Below are 13,647 nucleotides of genomic sequence, written 5' to 3' on the forward strand. Positions count from 1 at the left end.
TGCCCCCTCTCCCTCCGGGAGAGGGCTGGGGTGAGGGGGAATTGTGCATTTCCAGCCAAGCAAATCTCTCACCTCAAATGCCACTAATGACTAATTTGTTGATCAAACACAGATTCCCGCCAAAACACGCTTCTCAACGCTCTACCCTCCCCCTTAAGATACCCGAATGACAATCAACCTCTCGGAAAAACACCATGACAGCGATTGTTGCTATCTCGCAAGGTAAAGGCAGCGGACTGGGGGCTGAAACTCAGGGGCGCTAGCTTTACCGGGACCAAATAACATCGTTCGGTATTGTTGATAATATCCAACTTATTGACTGTGTTTTTCTATCGTAAACGAGGCACATTATTTTTAGTAAAAACAGGTAATTGCCAGAACCAAAATGTGGATGTCCCTTTCTTATTTCATCTAGCATATCTTCAGTAAAAAATCGTTTAGTGGATTTATATTTTTGGCCTAGAAATCAACTTTATTCTATCCAAAATAAATTAGAGGTGGATTTATGAGCGTGCACTCTATCACATCCAATGGATTTAATGATTTCATTAAGGAAACCTTAACGAGCTGGCATATTAAAGCTCTTACTGACATTCAAAAACGTGCAGTGGAATCGGGCGTGCTACTTGGGGAGAGTCTTATTGTTAGCGCCCCAACATCTTCAGGAAAAACTCTCGTCGGTGAACTTGCAGCACTGGCTGGAATTCAGAATGGCAAACGAATTATTTATCTCGTATCCCATAAAGCCCTAGCTGATCAAAAATATCTAGATTTTTGCCAACGCTTTGGTGATAACGCACCAAGACCATTGACTTCAATTGGATTAAGTACTGGTGATCGTGAAGAGGGATATGTAGATGCGCAATTCATTGTTGCGACTTACGAGAAAGCTTTAGGTTTGCTCTTGGCAGGACAACTTCGACCAAGAGAGGCTGTAATTATCGCAGATGAACTTCAGATTCTACGTGAGGAAGGTAGAGGCCCTGAAATTGAAACTTTGTGTTCAGCCCTTCGGCAACGAGGTATTGGCCAATTCATTGCCCTTACAGCAACTGTAGAAAATGCAGAAGATCTAGCGGGATGGATGAAATGCAAGTTGGTTTCGAGCAACCACCGTGATATACCACTTCATCAAGAAATCTGGTTCAACGGTCAATCTTATAGAACTACGTTTGGGCAAGAACAAGGCCAACTAGTTGATATCGGTGGTAATGCCCCTTCTAATGTGGAAGACGTAGTATCAAAATTATTAGAACTTGAACGCGGACCAGTATTAGTTTTCACTGAGTCGAGACGTGAAGCAACACAGCTTGCCGAATCATTCTCAAGACGTCGTCCCAAGCAGAGTCGTGGAATTGCACTCTCTAATCAACTTGAACTTTTCTCAGAACCAACAGAATCATCAAATAGCCTTCGGGAACATGCGGAACGACATGTAACCTTTCACACTGCGGATCTTTCTCCTCAAGAGCGGCAAGTAATCGAATGCGGTATTCGTGAAGGTGACATTGATGTGTGCTTTGCGACAACAACTCTCGCTGCGGGAGTCAATTTTCCATTCCGCTCCATTGTATTCTGGAAGCTGACATACCAATGGGGGGATAGAGCGGGCAGTCGAATCGCCAGATGGGATTATAGAAACATGTCTGGACGAGCAGGTCGCTTGGGTATGCACTCCGAAGGTTTTTCTATCATTATCCCTAGAAATCCAGTTGAGCTGGAACACGCGAATCAACTTGTCCTTCCTCAAAATGATCAACTTGAATCTCGCTACTTTTCTGTAGGACTGAGAAAAACGGTGTTAGCAATTATCTCGGCAGGTCTTGCCTCTAATCATGAGTCTGTTATGGGTTTTTTCAAAAATACTCTTTACTGGTATCAAACCCTTGAGACCAACCCTGTCAAACTTCAAGCCCTCGAAGCTAGGACTCATGAATCTATTGAGTGGTTGTTGAGTTACAACTTGATTATTACTGAAGGGAACGAGCTTTCAGTAACGCCATTCGGGGCAGTCACAGCATCAACAGGCTTACTGCCATCTACAGCAGTACAATTTGCACAACTTCTCACCAGTAATAGTGAAACATTAGAAAATAGATTTGAAGAAATAATCCCTGGAGTCATTCATGCAGTTGTAATGAGTGATGAATTTAGTGGCGAGCGACCAACAAGATACTTAACATTTCAGCCAGTAGAGTACGAGTCGGTTTCTTTTCTTCGGGGACAAAACCTGCTAATGCCATTAAATTCAATCAATGTTCAATCTGCTCAATGTTCACATGCAGTCTTTCTATTTTCACAAGGAGAGCAAGAAAGAAAAATCGCATTCAGAACAAAAGTATCTTCAGGACAGATACATCGTCTGTCAAACGACATTGCATGGGTATTGGATGGATTACAAAAATTATCTTGTGTGCCCCAATTTAACTGTTCACAAAATGTAGCAAATAATCTTGGTATGTTATCCCGCATGGTAAGGTGGGGAGCGCCTGCTGAAGCTTTAGACGTACTTCGTGTTGCTCAAAAATATCAAGTTCCTGGGGTCGGGCGGCAGAGAGCTATGGCTTTGGTATCACAAGGGATTACAACATTAAAAGACGTACTGATGAGTAGCATAGATAAATTAGCATCTATCCTTCGTAATCCAATGCGAGCCGAAGCACTTGTTGAAGCTGTTGAATCGGTATCTGGTGTTTCAGAAGATAGGCTAACTAATGCTCATACGCGAATTGCTCAAACAGCAGGCATCGACAATCTAATAAATAATTGCAATATTAAATTCGATACAGAATATGAAACTGCTATTATAGAATTATTACGAGAGGAGGTTTCTTGGATAGTTACCGAGGTAGATGATGGCAAGCGTCAAAATGTACCAGACTTGATGCTAGAGTTGGGTGATAAAACAATCCTCATAGAATGTAAAACCACTCATAAAAAGAATCCTTTAATAGGAAAGGAAGAGGCTTGGGCTATTCTTCAAAAAGCTGCTGACTTTGATCCAAACTACAAGCGCGTAACATTAGGAAAGCCACATTTCGATGAGACCTGCAAAAAGAAAGTAGCCGGTGCACATGATATTACCTTAATAGAACACACAGTTTTTATTGAGGCCTTCTTGCGGGTTGTATTGGGTTCTATATCTGCAGAGGATTTTGTTGAATGGTTAGGACAGCCCGGTTTGAGCGACTTAAATCGCCTCGGTGGCAAACCAACCTACCAAGAATAAGAGCATCTCGTCTACTGTATTTCACTAAATCAGCACCAACTTACAGGCTGTGTAAGTTGGTGCATAACACTGTTAAGCCAAACATTTTTCAAATAACGATATACCACCACTACCTTCCCCTTCCCCATACCCGCCACCCCATCAATACCAGCATCAATACAACCACCGGCAGCCAGACCCAGTAGAGCTCGGAGAGGATCACCGCCTCACCTCGGGCGGTGAGATAGGCCTCCAGCTTGAAGGGGGCAACCCGGATCACCTGCCAGGGGGCAAAGAAACGCTCGTCACGCCACGGCCAGAGCCAGCCCACCCCCTTGCCGCCGGTGGTGAGGGAATCGAGCAGGCTGTGGGAGAGCAGAGAGACCAGCAGAAACGACCAGACGGTGGCGGCGCTGGCCCGAAATTGGCGGTGAAACAGCATGGCCAATGTGGGCAGGGCAAAGGCGAACAGTAGTGAGTGGGTAAAGCCGCGATGGCCAAAGACATGGCCGTAGGCAACCCCCAGTTTAAAGGCGAGCACATCGGCATCGGGCAGCATGGCGATGGCAATCCCTGCCAGCAGCAGGCGTGGCGGGATAATCCGGCAACCAAGCCCTAGTCCAAGGCAGAGAGGGACGGCGGCGTGAGTGACGATAGTGGGCATAGAATAAAGCTCCAACTGAAAACGTGAGCCTACCTTATCCCCGCTCGGTGAAGTGAAGGTGAAGTTGCGTGCCACCAGCCTTGAGCCCATGACGGGCATTGCCTACAATGACCCACTTTTTATCACACTCAGGTAAATAAAATGAGCGACAACAAACCGGCCCTGCCCGACCGTCTGGCGGCCAACCCGCGCAGCCCGCACCATGTGGCGGAGTGCTTCGAGCACGAGATCGGCATTCGCGTGAACGGCAAGGAGCGCACCAATGTCGAGGAGTACTGCATCAGCGAAGGTTGGGTGAAGATCCCCTCCCCCAAGGCCAAGGATCGCTACGGCAACCCCATGCTGATCACCGTCAAGGGCACCGTCGAGGCTTTCTACGCCTAAGCGGCCCTGACCGCGTGCCCCGCCGGGCCCGCCGCCATGCTGTTCAGAACACCGGCCTTGCGCCGGTGTTCTGCTGTTGAGGGCGGCCCAGGGTGACAGGCGCCTCTCTTTCATTGCTCTCTGTTGCCTTCCTGTTTCTTCCTTTCCCTCCCTTTCTTTCGCCTTTTCCTTTTCATCTGGGCCCTGATCCGGCTGGCGAGCCGCCTTTTGCATCCAGGCAGGGCGACGCTCTTGCCATCCCTGCCGGTTTACCCAGGCCATCGCCACTCACCCTCGGGAGCGCGACTTGCCGCCCTGCCAGCGTTGCAGCGCAGCCCCCGCCAGCACCAGCAGGATGCCGAGCAGATCGCTCGCGGCCAGCCGTCCGGCCAGGGCATCGAGCAGGGCGCCCCCCGCCAGCTGGCCCGTGACGATGAGCAGGGCGCAGGCCAGGGCGCCGACCCGGCCGATGGCCCAGCTGCTGATGGCGACGAAGAGCGCTCCCAGCACGCCGCCGAGCAGCAGCCAGGGATCGAGCCCGGCGAGCCGCTCCCAGGGTGCCCCTTTGAGGATGAGCAGGGCGCCGAGCAGCCCGAAGCCGAGCAGGTGGTTGGCCAGCGACGCCGTCATGGCGCCCCGAGCGCTGGCGAGACGGCCATTGAGGGTGCGCGACAGGCTCACCGCCACGCCGTTCAGCAGTCCCAGCAGGATCAAGAGGGTCATGGTGTCTCTCCTAATGCAGCACGATAAGCAGGGCGCCGGCCATCACCAGCAAGGCGGCGAGCGCGTCCTTTCCCGAGGGGCGGCGGCGGGTCAGCCCGAGCCAGCCGAGGCCATCGCACAGGGCCCCAAACAGCAGCTGGCCGAGCAGCAGCAGGGCCAGGGTGCCCGCCATGCCGAGGGGCGAGTTGAGGCACAGGGCCGCCAGCACCACGGTGAGCGCCCCCGGCAGACCACCGAGCCAGGCCCAGGGCGGGGCCGCCTCCGGCGTCGGGGGCCTTGGGGAGAGCCACCACAAGAGCCCGGCCACCAGGGTGCCGACCCCGTGGGCCAGCCAACTCGCGAGCCAGGGGTCGGTGGCGCGGGACAGGGCGCCGTTCTGGGCGATCATCAGCGCCAGCAGCAGGCCGGCGGCGAAGGCGGCCAGGGCACCCAGGGTCTGGCCAAATGTCTGGCCGAGGGCGGGGCGGCCGGGGCCGCGGTCAACAAGCGGGGGGATCATGGGGTTGCTCCTTGGTTGAACTGACGAGCAGGGTAAATTGTTTTTGATTTGGGGATAATCTACCCTAACGGAACAACATTGTTTCCATATCGAGAACAACATGAACCAGGAAGCCTTCGCCCTGCTCCCGGCCTTCGTCGCCGTGGTGGAGTCGGGCACCTTCTCCGGCGCCGCCCGTCAGCTCGGCCTCAGCAAGTCGGTGCTGAGCAAGAAGGTGAGCCAGCTCGAGCAGGCCCTCGGCTGCCAGCTCCTCTATCGCACCACCCGCTCCCTCACCCTCACCGAGGCGGGGGAGCGCTACTTCGAGACGGTGCGCCATGCAGTGCGCCTGGCCAGCGACGGGGAAGATGCCATCGGCGCCCTGCAATCGGCCCCCCGCGGCCTGCTGCGGGTGACGGTGCCCATGGTCTATGGCCGGCGCCACATCGCCCCCCTTGTCCCCGAGTTTCTCGCCCTCCACCCCGAGGTGCAGTTGCAGCTGGAGATGAGCGACGCCCGGCAGGATCTGGTGGCCGAGGGGTTCGACGTGGCGGTGCGCATCGGCGAGCTGGAGGATTCGAGCCTGGTCGCCCGCCGCCTCGCCCCCTGTCTCAGCACCCTGTGCGCCGCCCCCGCCTACCTGGCGCAGGCCGGCACGCCCCGCACCCCGGCGGATCTCGAGCGCCACAACTGCCTCTTCTACTCCCTGTTTCGCGGCGGCACCCAGTGGCGGCTGCACGGGCCCGAAGGAGAGGTGGCCATCACCCCGCGGGGCAATTTCGAGGTCAACAACAGCGATGCCATCCACACCGCGCTGCTGGCGGGGCTTGGCATCGGCAACATGCCGGACTTCATCGTGGCGCGGGATCTCGCCATCGGGCGGCTGGTGCCCGTCCTGCCAGACCATGCCCTGCCCGAGCACGGCATCTGGTGCGTCTATCCCAAGCGCCGCCACCTGCCCGCCAAGGTGGAGGCCTGGCTGGCCTTCCTGCAGGAACGTCTGGGGCTGCGCTGAGGGGGGCATCGGGATAACCGGAACGGTTCACGTTTTTTTCATCGGGAAGGGAGTAGAGTAGGCAGCAAACCAAGCATCTGTTTTTATTGGAAAAGCATTCAGGGGACGAGCCACGACATCGCGCCCCGCACCCCACAGGGAGCCCCATGATGAAGAAAACCGCGATTGCCCTGACCCTCACCAGCCTGCTGACGCTGCCGCTCGTTGTCTCATCCGATGCCTGGGCCGCCCCGGTGCGCTCCCTGCAAAAGGAGCAGAATTACGAGCAGTTCATCAGCAAGCGCCAGGTGGTGGATCAGCTGCTGGCAGACGCCGCCCGCATCTTCCACTCCCCCGCCCGGGTCTCCGATGCGGGCTTCACCGCCAAGATGCCGAGCAACATGGAGCAGGTGACCACTCTGCTGCTGGAGGCCCACCAGCTCGAGCCCTATCGCACCGATCTGCTCATCTCGGCGGCCAACGCCCAGATCTACAACGGCAACGTGGACAGGGCCATCGCCCTGTTCGAGCAGGCCCTCACCGCCGCCCCGGACGATCTGGACATCAACACCTATCTGGCCACCTGGCAGCGCTTCAAGGGCAACCAGGCCAAATCCGATGGCTACCTCAAGCGGGTCGGCGAGCTCAATGCCGGTCGCGCCGCCGACTTGCAGCGACTGTTCGCCACCGTGGACAGGGTGGTCGCCACCCCCCTCAAGGAGCGTCAGGGACGGGGCGAGAAGAAGGGGCGCCGCGCCATCGTCACCCTGGGCTATGCCCTCAATCCCGACGGCTCCATGCACGACATCCTGCTGGGACGCCTCGAGACCACCCGCGCCCTGGCCCAGGCCGATCCGGCGGCCCTCGTCATCCTCACCGGCGGCGTGCCCCAGAACCGCCAGACCGAGGGCAAGCTGATGGCGGACTGGCTGGCGAAAAAGGGCATCGACCGCTCCCGCATCATCGAGGAGAACTACGCCACCAGCACGGTGGAGAACGCCCTCTACAGCGGCTATGCCCTCGCCCGCCACGAGATTGAGTTCGCCACCCTGGTGAGCTCGGCGAGCCATGTGCGCCGGGGCCAGACCCTGCTGGAAATCGCCTGCTGGCAGAGCGGCCCGGCGAACATCCGCATCGATAGCGTCGCCTACCCGGACAAGCCCCTCTCGGCCCTGGCCAAGGCAAGCCCGGAGGAGCTGCTTGGCATCTACCGGGACGCCCTGCGCACCTATGGCCTGTGGAGCTACCGCTCGGCCCCGCTGGTGGAGCGCTGATCCCCCGGCCCCGCCACCCTGGCGGGGCCTTTTCCTCTCTTCTCCCTGTCAGTCACTGCCCTCCCTGTTGGCCAGCCCCTGCACGCACCTGCTGGCCCCTGGTGGCCGGCCCTTGGCCCCTTGCGCCAGCCACCCGATAGATGGCGGGTGAGCAAGCTATCCACTTTCTGGCATATCTCAATCAGATCATTGATTTACCGTTCTTTTTCTAAGAACCAAACGGCATGAGAACACCCTTCTCGTTCCTTCGCCCCCGGGGATGTTCAGATAAAGATGTGGCTTCCAACACCCCCAACAAGGAAGTGCATCATGACAGCAAAAGGCATCTCTCTGTGGCTCGCGGCCTCCATGCTGCTCGGCCAGTCCGCCCAGGCCCTCGACGTCACCGTGGCCTACCAGACCTCCGCCGAACCCGCCAAGGTGGCCCAGGCCGACAACAGCTTCGCCAGGGAGAGCGGCGCCACCGTGGATTGGCGCAAGTTTGACAGCGGCGCCAGCGTGGTACGGGCGCTCGCCTCCGGCGACGTGCAGATAGGCAACATCGGCTCCAGCCCCCTGGCGGTGGCGGCGAGCCAGAATCTACCCATCGAGGTGTTCCTGCTCGCCTCCAAGCTCGGGGAGTCCGAGGCCCTGGTGGTGAAGCAGGGGCTCGCAAAACCCGAGGATCTCGCGGGCAAGCGCATCGCCGTGCCCTATACCTCCACCACTCACTACAGCCTGCTGGCGGCCCTCAAGCACTGGAACGTCGACCCCGCGACGCTGCAGATCGTCAACCTGCAACCACCGGCCATCATCGCCGCCTGGCAGCGGGGCGACATCGACGGCGCCTATGTCTGGGCCCCCGCCCTCAACCAGCTCACCAAGGAGGGCAAGGTGCTGACCGACTCCGCCCAGGTGGGTGACTGGGGGGCGCCGACCCTGGACGTCTGGGTGGTGCGCAAGGACTTTGCCAAGGCCCACCCCGAAGTGGTGCAGGCCTTCGTGAACAGCACCCTGGCCGCCCAGCGCGACTACCTGGCCAACCCCGACGGCTGGCTCACCAAGCCGGACAACCTCGCCAAGCTGGCCAAGCTGAGCGGCGTTCCCGAGGCGGACGTTCCCGCGCTGGTGAAGGGCAACACCTACCTCGATGCGAAGGCCCAGAGCGCCGAGCTCGGGCGCCTCGTCAACCAGACCATCATCGACACCGCCCGCTTCCTCGAGAGCCAGGGCAAGGTCGCGAACGCCGCCTCGGACTACCGCCAGTTCGTGACCGATCGCTTCGTGAAAGCCGTGGCCCAGTAAATCCAAGGAGACGACCATGCTGCAGCTCTCTCATGTGTCCGCCGAGTACGCCGGCAGGCGGGTGCTCGACAACATCAACCTCTCCCTGTCCGAGGGGGAGCTGATGGTGGTGCTGGGGCCCTCGGGCTCGGGCAAGACGACCCTCCTCAACCTGGTGGCGGGCTTCGAGCCTTGCCACCACGGCCAGATAAGCCTTGAGGGCAAGCCGGTCACCGGCCCCGGCGCCGAGCGCGGCGTGGTGTTCCAGAGCGAGGGGCTGCTGCCCTGGCGCAACGTGCGAGACAACGTGGCCCTCGGCCTGCAGCTGGCGGGCGTGCCCAGTGCCGAACGCACCGAACAGGCCCAGGCACTGCTGCGTCAGGTGGGGCTGGAGGGGGCCGGCGATCGCGCCATCTGGCAGCTCTCCGGCGGCCAACGCCAGCGGGTCGGCATCGCCCGGGCCTTGGCCACCCAGCCCCGCCTGCTCCTGCTGGACGAGCCCTTCGGCGCCCTGGACGCCTTCACCCGGGAGCAGATGCAGACTCTGCTGCTGCGCCTGTGGCACGAGCACCGGCGTCAGGTGCTGCTCATCACCCACGATATCGAGGAGGCCATCTTCATGGCCACCGATCTGGTGCTGCTCTCCCCCTCCCCCGGGCGGGTGACGGAGCGGCTGACCCTGGATTTCGGTCGCCGCTTCGCCGCCGGGGAGCCCTGCCGCAGCATCAAGTCCGATCCGGCCTTCATCGAGCGCCGTGAATACGTGCTGGAACGGGTGTTCGCAGAGCGGGAGGCCTTCGCATGACCCTCGCCCTCACCCGGCAACGGGATCTCACCCACGCACGGGCAGCGGGCTGGCCCCTGTCCCGCCGCCTGACCCTGAGCCTCGCCACCCTGCTCGTGCTGCTGGCCCTGTGGTGGCTGGTGGCCCACTTCGGCTGGGTCGATCCCCTGTTCCTGCCGCCCCCACAGCGGGTGCTGGCACAGCTCATCACCATCGCAGGCCCTATGGGCTTTATGGATGCCACCCTGTGGCAACACCTGGGGGCCAGCCTGGGGCGCATCCTGGTGGCGCTCGCTGCCGCGGCGTTCTTTGGCATCACGGTGGGCATCGCCATGGGGCTCTCCCCCACGGTGCGCGGCGTGCTGGATCCCCTCATCGAGCTCTACCGCCCGGTGCCGCCGCTCGCCTACCTGCCACTCATGGTGATCTGGTTTGGCATCGGTGAAACATCGAAGGTACTGCTCATCTATCTGGCCATCTTCGCGCCCGTGGCCCTGGCGACCCTGGCGGGGGTGCAGAGCGCCAACGCGGTGCGAGTGCGGGCGGCCCAGGCGCTGGGCGCATCCCAGTCCCAGGTGCTCTGGCACGTGATCCTGCCCGGCGCCCTGCCGGACATCCTGACCGGGCTGCGTATCGGGCTCGGGGTGGGCTGGTCCACCCTGGTGGCGGCCGAGCTTATCGCCGCCACCCGGGGGGTGGGCTTCATGGTGCAATCCGCCGGCGAGTTTCTCGCCACCGACGTGGTGCTGGCGGGCATCCTGGTGATCGCCCTGATCGCCTTCGTACTGGAACTGGGCCTGCGCGCATTGCAACGCAAACTGACCCCCTGGCATGGAGAAGGACAATGAGCCACAGGCTGACCGCGATCCTTCGCCCTCCTTTCCTATTGGCATCGGGCCTTCACGCCCCCAGACATGGAGCAAGACCATGACCGACAAGTTGACCATTACCCCCCTCGGCCCCCACATCGGCGCCGTCATCGCCGGCGTCAATCTGGCAGAGCCCCTGAGCCAGGGGCAGTTCGAGCAGCTCCATCGCGCCCTGCTCAAATACCAGGTGCTGTTCTTTCGCAACCAGCCCATCACCCCGCGAGCCCAGCGGGCGCTGGCGAACCGCTTCGGGGATCTGCACATCCACCCCGTCTACCCCCACACGGAGGAGGCCGAGGAGATCATCGTGCTCGATACCCACGACGACAATCCGCCGGACAACGACAACTGGCACACCGATGTGACCTTTATCGAGACGCCCCCGGCACTGGCCATTCTGGCCGCCAAGCAGTTGCCCCCCACCGGGGGGGACACCCTCTGGGCCAGCGGCATCGCGGCGCTGGCGGCCCTCTCGCCGCCCCTGCAAACCCTGCTGGCAGGGCTGGAAGCCGAGCATGACTTCACCAAGTCCTTCCCGGCCCATCGCCATGATGACTGCGAGGAGGCGCGCCAGCGCTGGCAGGCGGCCGTGGCCCGTCACCCGCCCCTGCGCCACCCGGTGATCCGCACCCATCCGGTGAGCGGCCGTCAGGCCCTGTTCGTCAACGAGGGGTTCACCACCCGGCTGCCCGGGCTGCCCCCCAAAGAGAGCGAGGCCCTGCTCGGCTTTCTGTTCGAGCACATCACCCGCCCCGAGTTTCAGGTGCGCTGGCGCTGGCAGGAGAACGACATCGCCATCTGGGACAACAGGGTGACCCAGCACTATGCCAATGCCGACTACCTGCCGGCACGCCGGGTGATGCACAGGGCCACCATTCTCGGGGACAAGCCCTTCTGGCGCCCGGGCTGAACGTCCCCCATGGAGAGCGACCATGAGATAACGCCCAGCAAAAAGCCCGCCGGCTGGCGGGCTTTTTCATCATCTGACGGGCCTGGGTGTTGCTATCGGCCCTTGCGCTCCGGCCACCAGGGTGAAGCCCCGATGGCCGGTCTCAGCCCTTGAGCTCCAGCACGGTGGTGAAGCCTCCGAAGATCATGCGGGCGCCATCAAACGGCATGGTCTGGTGCAGGGGATTGGCGGGGTCCATCCTGGGGTCCTGCATCATCTTGCCCATGGCGTCGTCCCGCACCGCCTTGCTCGGCCACTCCACCCAGGAGAAGACCACGGTTTCATCCTCCCTGGCCGCCACCGCCCGGTAAAAGTCGGTCTGCTTGCCGTGAGGCACGTCGTCCCCCCAGCACTCCAGCACCCGGGTGGCGCCGTATTCGAGGAAGATGGGGTCAAACTGCCCCGCATGATCGATCAGGGCCTGCTTGTTGGCCGTCGGCACGGCGAGCACGAATCCGTCCACGTATGACATCAGAGGTTCCTCCTGTGAGTGAGGATCTCAGCATAGCAGCCGCCCATCAGCCCGCGCTCTGCGCCGCCCCGCGCAGCCAGCCATCACAAAGAGACCAACCGCTCCAGATCGCTGCGGGTCAGGCGCTTGCTGTCCACCTTCACGTAGAGGGAGTGCTCCTCGCGCACCAGCAGCACGTCGCTTACCCCCTCGCAGGCGCGGATCCGCTGCTCCAGGGCCGGGGTGGCCTCGACCCCTTCCGGCAACACGATGCGCAGGCTGCTCACATAGAGGGGCTCGGCCATGGTGAGGCTCACCCCGAGCCAGGCAAGGGCCAGGGCGGCACAACCGCCAAACACCAGGGGGCCGCCCCCCAGGCTGTAGAGCAGGCCGCCGAGACTGCCGCCGATGGCAACCCCGAGGAACTGACTGGTGGAGTAGACCCCCATGGCGGTGCCCTTGTAGCCCGGCGGGGACTCCTTGCTGATGAGGGACGGCAGCAGCGCCTCCATCACGTTGAAGCCGATGAAGAAGAGCTGCAACCCGGCGAGCAGACCCCACAGCTGCTGGCCGCTCTGCCAGAGCACCAGCTCGGCGGCCAGCATCACCACCACGCACCCGATGAAGACCCGCTTCATCTGACGGTGCTTCTCGGCATAGATGATGAAGGGCACCACGCTCACGAAGGCGATCAGCATGGTGGCCAGATAGGCCTGCCACTGGCTGTCACGGGGCAGCCCGGCACGCTCCAGCAGGGGCGGCAGGGCCACGAAGCTCGACATCAGCAGGGTGTGAACGCAGAGGATGCCGAGGTTGAGCTTGAGCAGGCGAGGGTTGGTGAGCACGGTACGAAAGCTGCCTCTCACCATGGCGGACTCGCGATTTTGCAGGTGGGCCGCCGGGGTCGGCACCACCCAGAGCACCATGGCGATGGCGGCCAGGGCCAGCAGGGCGATGAGCCAGAAGAGGCCGGACAAGCCCAGGGCATGGGTGATGAGGGGGCCGGTCACCATGGCGATGGCGAAGGTGATGCCAAAGCTCACCCCGATGAAGGCCATGGCCTTGGTGCGGTTCTGCTCCCGGGTGAGATCCGACAGGAGCGCCATGACGGCGGCGGAGATGGCGCCGCTCCCTTGCAGGGCGCGCCCGACGATGACCCCCCAGATGGCGTCGCTCAGGGCGGCGATGACGCTGCCAAGAGCAAACATCAGCAGGCCGCCGACGATGAGGGGCTTGCGCCCCACCTTGTCGGAGAGCAGGCCGAAGGGGATCTGGAACAGGGCCTGGGTCATGCCGTAGATGCCGATGGCAAGCCCGATGAGCGCCTCGGAGGCGCCCGCCAGGGACATGCCGTAGGTGGTCAGCACCGGCAGCACCATAAACATGCCGAGCATGCGCAGCGAGAAGACGGAGCCGAGCGCCCAGGTCGCGCGTCGCTCGCCCCTCGTCATGGTGAAATCATTCATGAGGGCCTCGATGAGTCAAAAAGAAGAGAGAAAGAAAGGGGTGACAGGCGCCCGGCCGCCCCGAAAAATCGGCGATGCCCCTCGCAGGGCGGCGCCCATAATAGCAGAGCCGGGAAGATTCCCGGCTCTGGATTTCATGCATTTCAGGGGTGCAGTTCACA

At 60.7% G+C, this 13,647-nt stretch carries 13 protein-coding genes; 8 read left to right on the plus strand and 5 right to left on the minus strand.

The window, feature by feature from the left end; translation table 11 throughout:
• Window positions 1-505 precede the first annotated feature (505 nt).
• Window positions 506-3,229 (plus strand): DEAD/DEAH box helicase, encoded by a 2,724-nt coding sequence (locus tag BN1120_RS20480; protein ID WP_080767817.1) that lies wholly within the window; start codon window positions 506-508, stop codon window positions 3,227-3,229.
• Between the two features lie 109 nt (window positions 3,230-3,338).
• On the opposite strand, the gene BN1120_RS00090 is transcribed toward BN1120_RS20480, so the two are convergent.
• Entirely contained in the window at window positions 3,339-3,872 is a 534-nt protein-coding gene (locus BN1120_RS00090) for a metal-dependent hydrolase (RefSeq protein ID WP_042014204.1), read from the minus strand.
• A 141-nt stretch (window positions 3,873-4,013) separates the two neighbouring features.
• Between BN1120_RS00090 and BN1120_RS00095 the strand changes: the two genes are divergently transcribed.
• Window positions 4,014-4,256, plus strand: a complete 243-nt coding sequence (locus tag BN1120_RS00095) for a DUF3297 family protein (RefSeq protein ID WP_010673692.1) — start codon at window positions 4,014-4,016, stop codon at window positions 4,254-4,256.
• A 267-nt stretch (window positions 4,257-4,523) separates the two neighbouring features.
• On the opposite strand, the gene BN1120_RS00100 is transcribed toward BN1120_RS00095, so the two are convergent.
• On the minus strand, window positions 4,524-4,958 hold the full coding sequence (locus BN1120_RS00100) for a DMT family transporter (protein WP_042014205.1): 435 nt from the start codon (window positions 4,956-4,958) through the stop codon (window positions 4,524-4,526).
• Window positions 4,959-4,968: 10 nt separating this feature from the next.
• Window positions 4,969-5,457 (minus strand): DMT family transporter, encoded by a 489-nt coding sequence (locus BN1120_RS00105; protein ID WP_080767818.1) that lies wholly within the window; start codon window positions 5,455-5,457, stop codon window positions 4,969-4,971.
• A gap of 100 nt (window positions 5,458-5,557) precedes the next feature.
• On the opposite strand from BN1120_RS00105, the gene BN1120_RS00110 reads away from it, so the two are divergent.
• From BN1120_RS00110 to tauD, 6 genes are all read left to right on the plus strand, one after another.
• Entirely contained in the window at window positions 5,558-6,451 is an 894-nt protein-coding gene (locus BN1120_RS00110) for a LysR family transcriptional regulator (protein ID WP_010673689.1), read from the plus strand.
• 149 nt (window positions 6,452-6,600) lie between these two features.
• A complete protein-coding gene (locus BN1120_RS00115) occupies window positions 6,601-7,704 on the plus strand; it encodes an ElyC/SanA/YdcF family protein (RefSeq protein WP_010673688.1) in 1,104 nt (367 codons plus the stop codon).
• Between the two features lie 309 nt (window positions 7,705-8,013).
• Complete coding sequence (tauA, locus tag BN1120_RS00120; protein WP_042014206.1) at window positions 8,014-8,988, plus strand: taurine ABC transporter substrate-binding protein; 975 nt, start codon at window positions 8,014-8,016, stop codon at window positions 8,986-8,988.
• Between the two features lie 16 nt (window positions 8,989-9,004).
• Window positions 9,005-9,772, plus strand: coding sequence for a taurine ABC transporter ATP-binding subunit (gene tauB, locus BN1120_RS00125; RefSeq protein ID WP_042014207.1), 768 nt, complete (start codon window positions 9,005-9,007; stop codon window positions 9,770-9,772).
• A complete protein-coding gene (gene tauC / locus BN1120_RS00130) occupies window positions 9,769-10,599 on the plus strand; it encodes a taurine ABC transporter permease TauC (RefSeq protein WP_042014208.1) in 831 nt (276 codons plus the stop codon). Before tauB ends, tauC begins: the two co-directional genes overlap by 4 nt.
• A gap of 79 nt (window positions 10,600-10,678) precedes the next feature.
• A complete protein-coding gene (tauD, locus tag BN1120_RS00135) occupies window positions 10,679-11,530 on the plus strand; it encodes a taurine dioxygenase (protein ID WP_042014209.1) in 852 nt (283 codons plus the stop codon).
• 142 nt (window positions 11,531-11,672) lie between these two features.
• Here tauD and BN1120_RS00140 read toward each other — a convergent pair whose 3' ends face one another.
• Together BN1120_RS00140 and BN1120_RS00145 are read right to left on the minus strand one after the other, a co-directional pair.
• A complete protein-coding gene (locus BN1120_RS00140; protein ID WP_010673687.1) occupies window positions 11,673-12,041 on the minus strand; it encodes a DUF1428 domain-containing protein in 369 nt (122 codons plus the stop codon).
• 83 nt (window positions 12,042-12,124) lie between these two features.
• Window positions 12,125-13,486 (minus strand): MFS transporter, encoded by a 1,362-nt coding sequence (locus BN1120_RS00145; protein WP_042014211.1) that lies wholly within the window; start codon window positions 13,484-13,486, stop codon window positions 12,125-12,127.
• Between the last annotated feature and the right edge of the window lie 161 nt (window positions 13,487-13,647).

It is taken from the genome of Aeromonas caviae (genome assembly GCF_000819785.1).
Taxonomy (GTDB): domain Bacteria; phylum Pseudomonadota; class Gammaproteobacteria; order Enterobacterales; family Aeromonadaceae; genus Aeromonas; species Aeromonas caviae.

Excerpts from the sequence above, each read along its gene's own strand:
- BN1120_RS20480 (WP_080767817.1), top strand. The coding sequence starts at position 506 with ATGAGCGTGCACTCTATCACATCCAATGGATTTAATGATTTCATTAAG.
- BN1120_RS00090 (WP_042014204.1), bottom strand. The coding sequence starts at position 3,872 with ATGCCCACTATCGTCACTCACGCCGCCGTCCCTCTCTGCCTTGGACTA.
- BN1120_RS00095 (WP_010673692.1), top strand. The coding sequence starts at position 4,014 with ATGAGCGACAACAAACCGGCCCTGCCCGACCGTCTGGCGGCCAACCCG.
- BN1120_RS00100 (WP_042014205.1), bottom strand. The coding sequence starts at position 4,958 with ATGACCCTCTTGATCCTGCTGGGACTGCTGAACGGCGTGGCGGTGAGC.
- BN1120_RS00105 (WP_080767818.1), bottom strand. The coding sequence starts at position 5,457 with ATGATCCCCCCGCTTGTTGACCGCGGCCCCGGCCGCCCCGCCCTCGGC.
- BN1120_RS00110 (WP_010673689.1), top strand. The coding sequence starts at position 5,558 with ATGAACCAGGAAGCCTTCGCCCTGCTCCCGGCCTTCGTCGCCGTGGTG.
- BN1120_RS00115 (WP_010673688.1), top strand. The coding sequence starts at position 6,601 with ATGAAGAAAACCGCGATTGCCCTGACCCTCACCAGCCTGCTGACGCTG.
- tauA (WP_042014206.1), top strand. The coding sequence starts at position 8,014 with ATGACAGCAAAAGGCATCTCTCTGTGGCTCGCGGCCTCCATGCTGCTC.
- tauB (WP_042014207.1), top strand. The coding sequence starts at position 9,005 with ATGCTGCAGCTCTCTCATGTGTCCGCCGAGTACGCCGGCAGGCGGGTG.
- tauC (WP_042014208.1), top strand. The coding sequence starts at position 9,769 with ATGACCCTCGCCCTCACCCGGCAACGGGATCTCACCCACGCACGGGCA.
- tauD (WP_042014209.1), top strand. The coding sequence starts at position 10,679 with ATGACCGACAAGTTGACCATTACCCCCCTCGGCCCCCACATCGGCGCC.
- BN1120_RS00140 (WP_010673687.1), bottom strand. The coding sequence starts at position 12,041 with ATGTCATACGTGGACGGATTCGTGCTCGCCGTGCCGACGGCCAACAAG.
- BN1120_RS00145 (WP_042014211.1), bottom strand. The coding sequence starts at position 13,486 with ATGAATGATTTCACCATGACGAGGGGCGAGCGACGCGCGACCTGGGCG.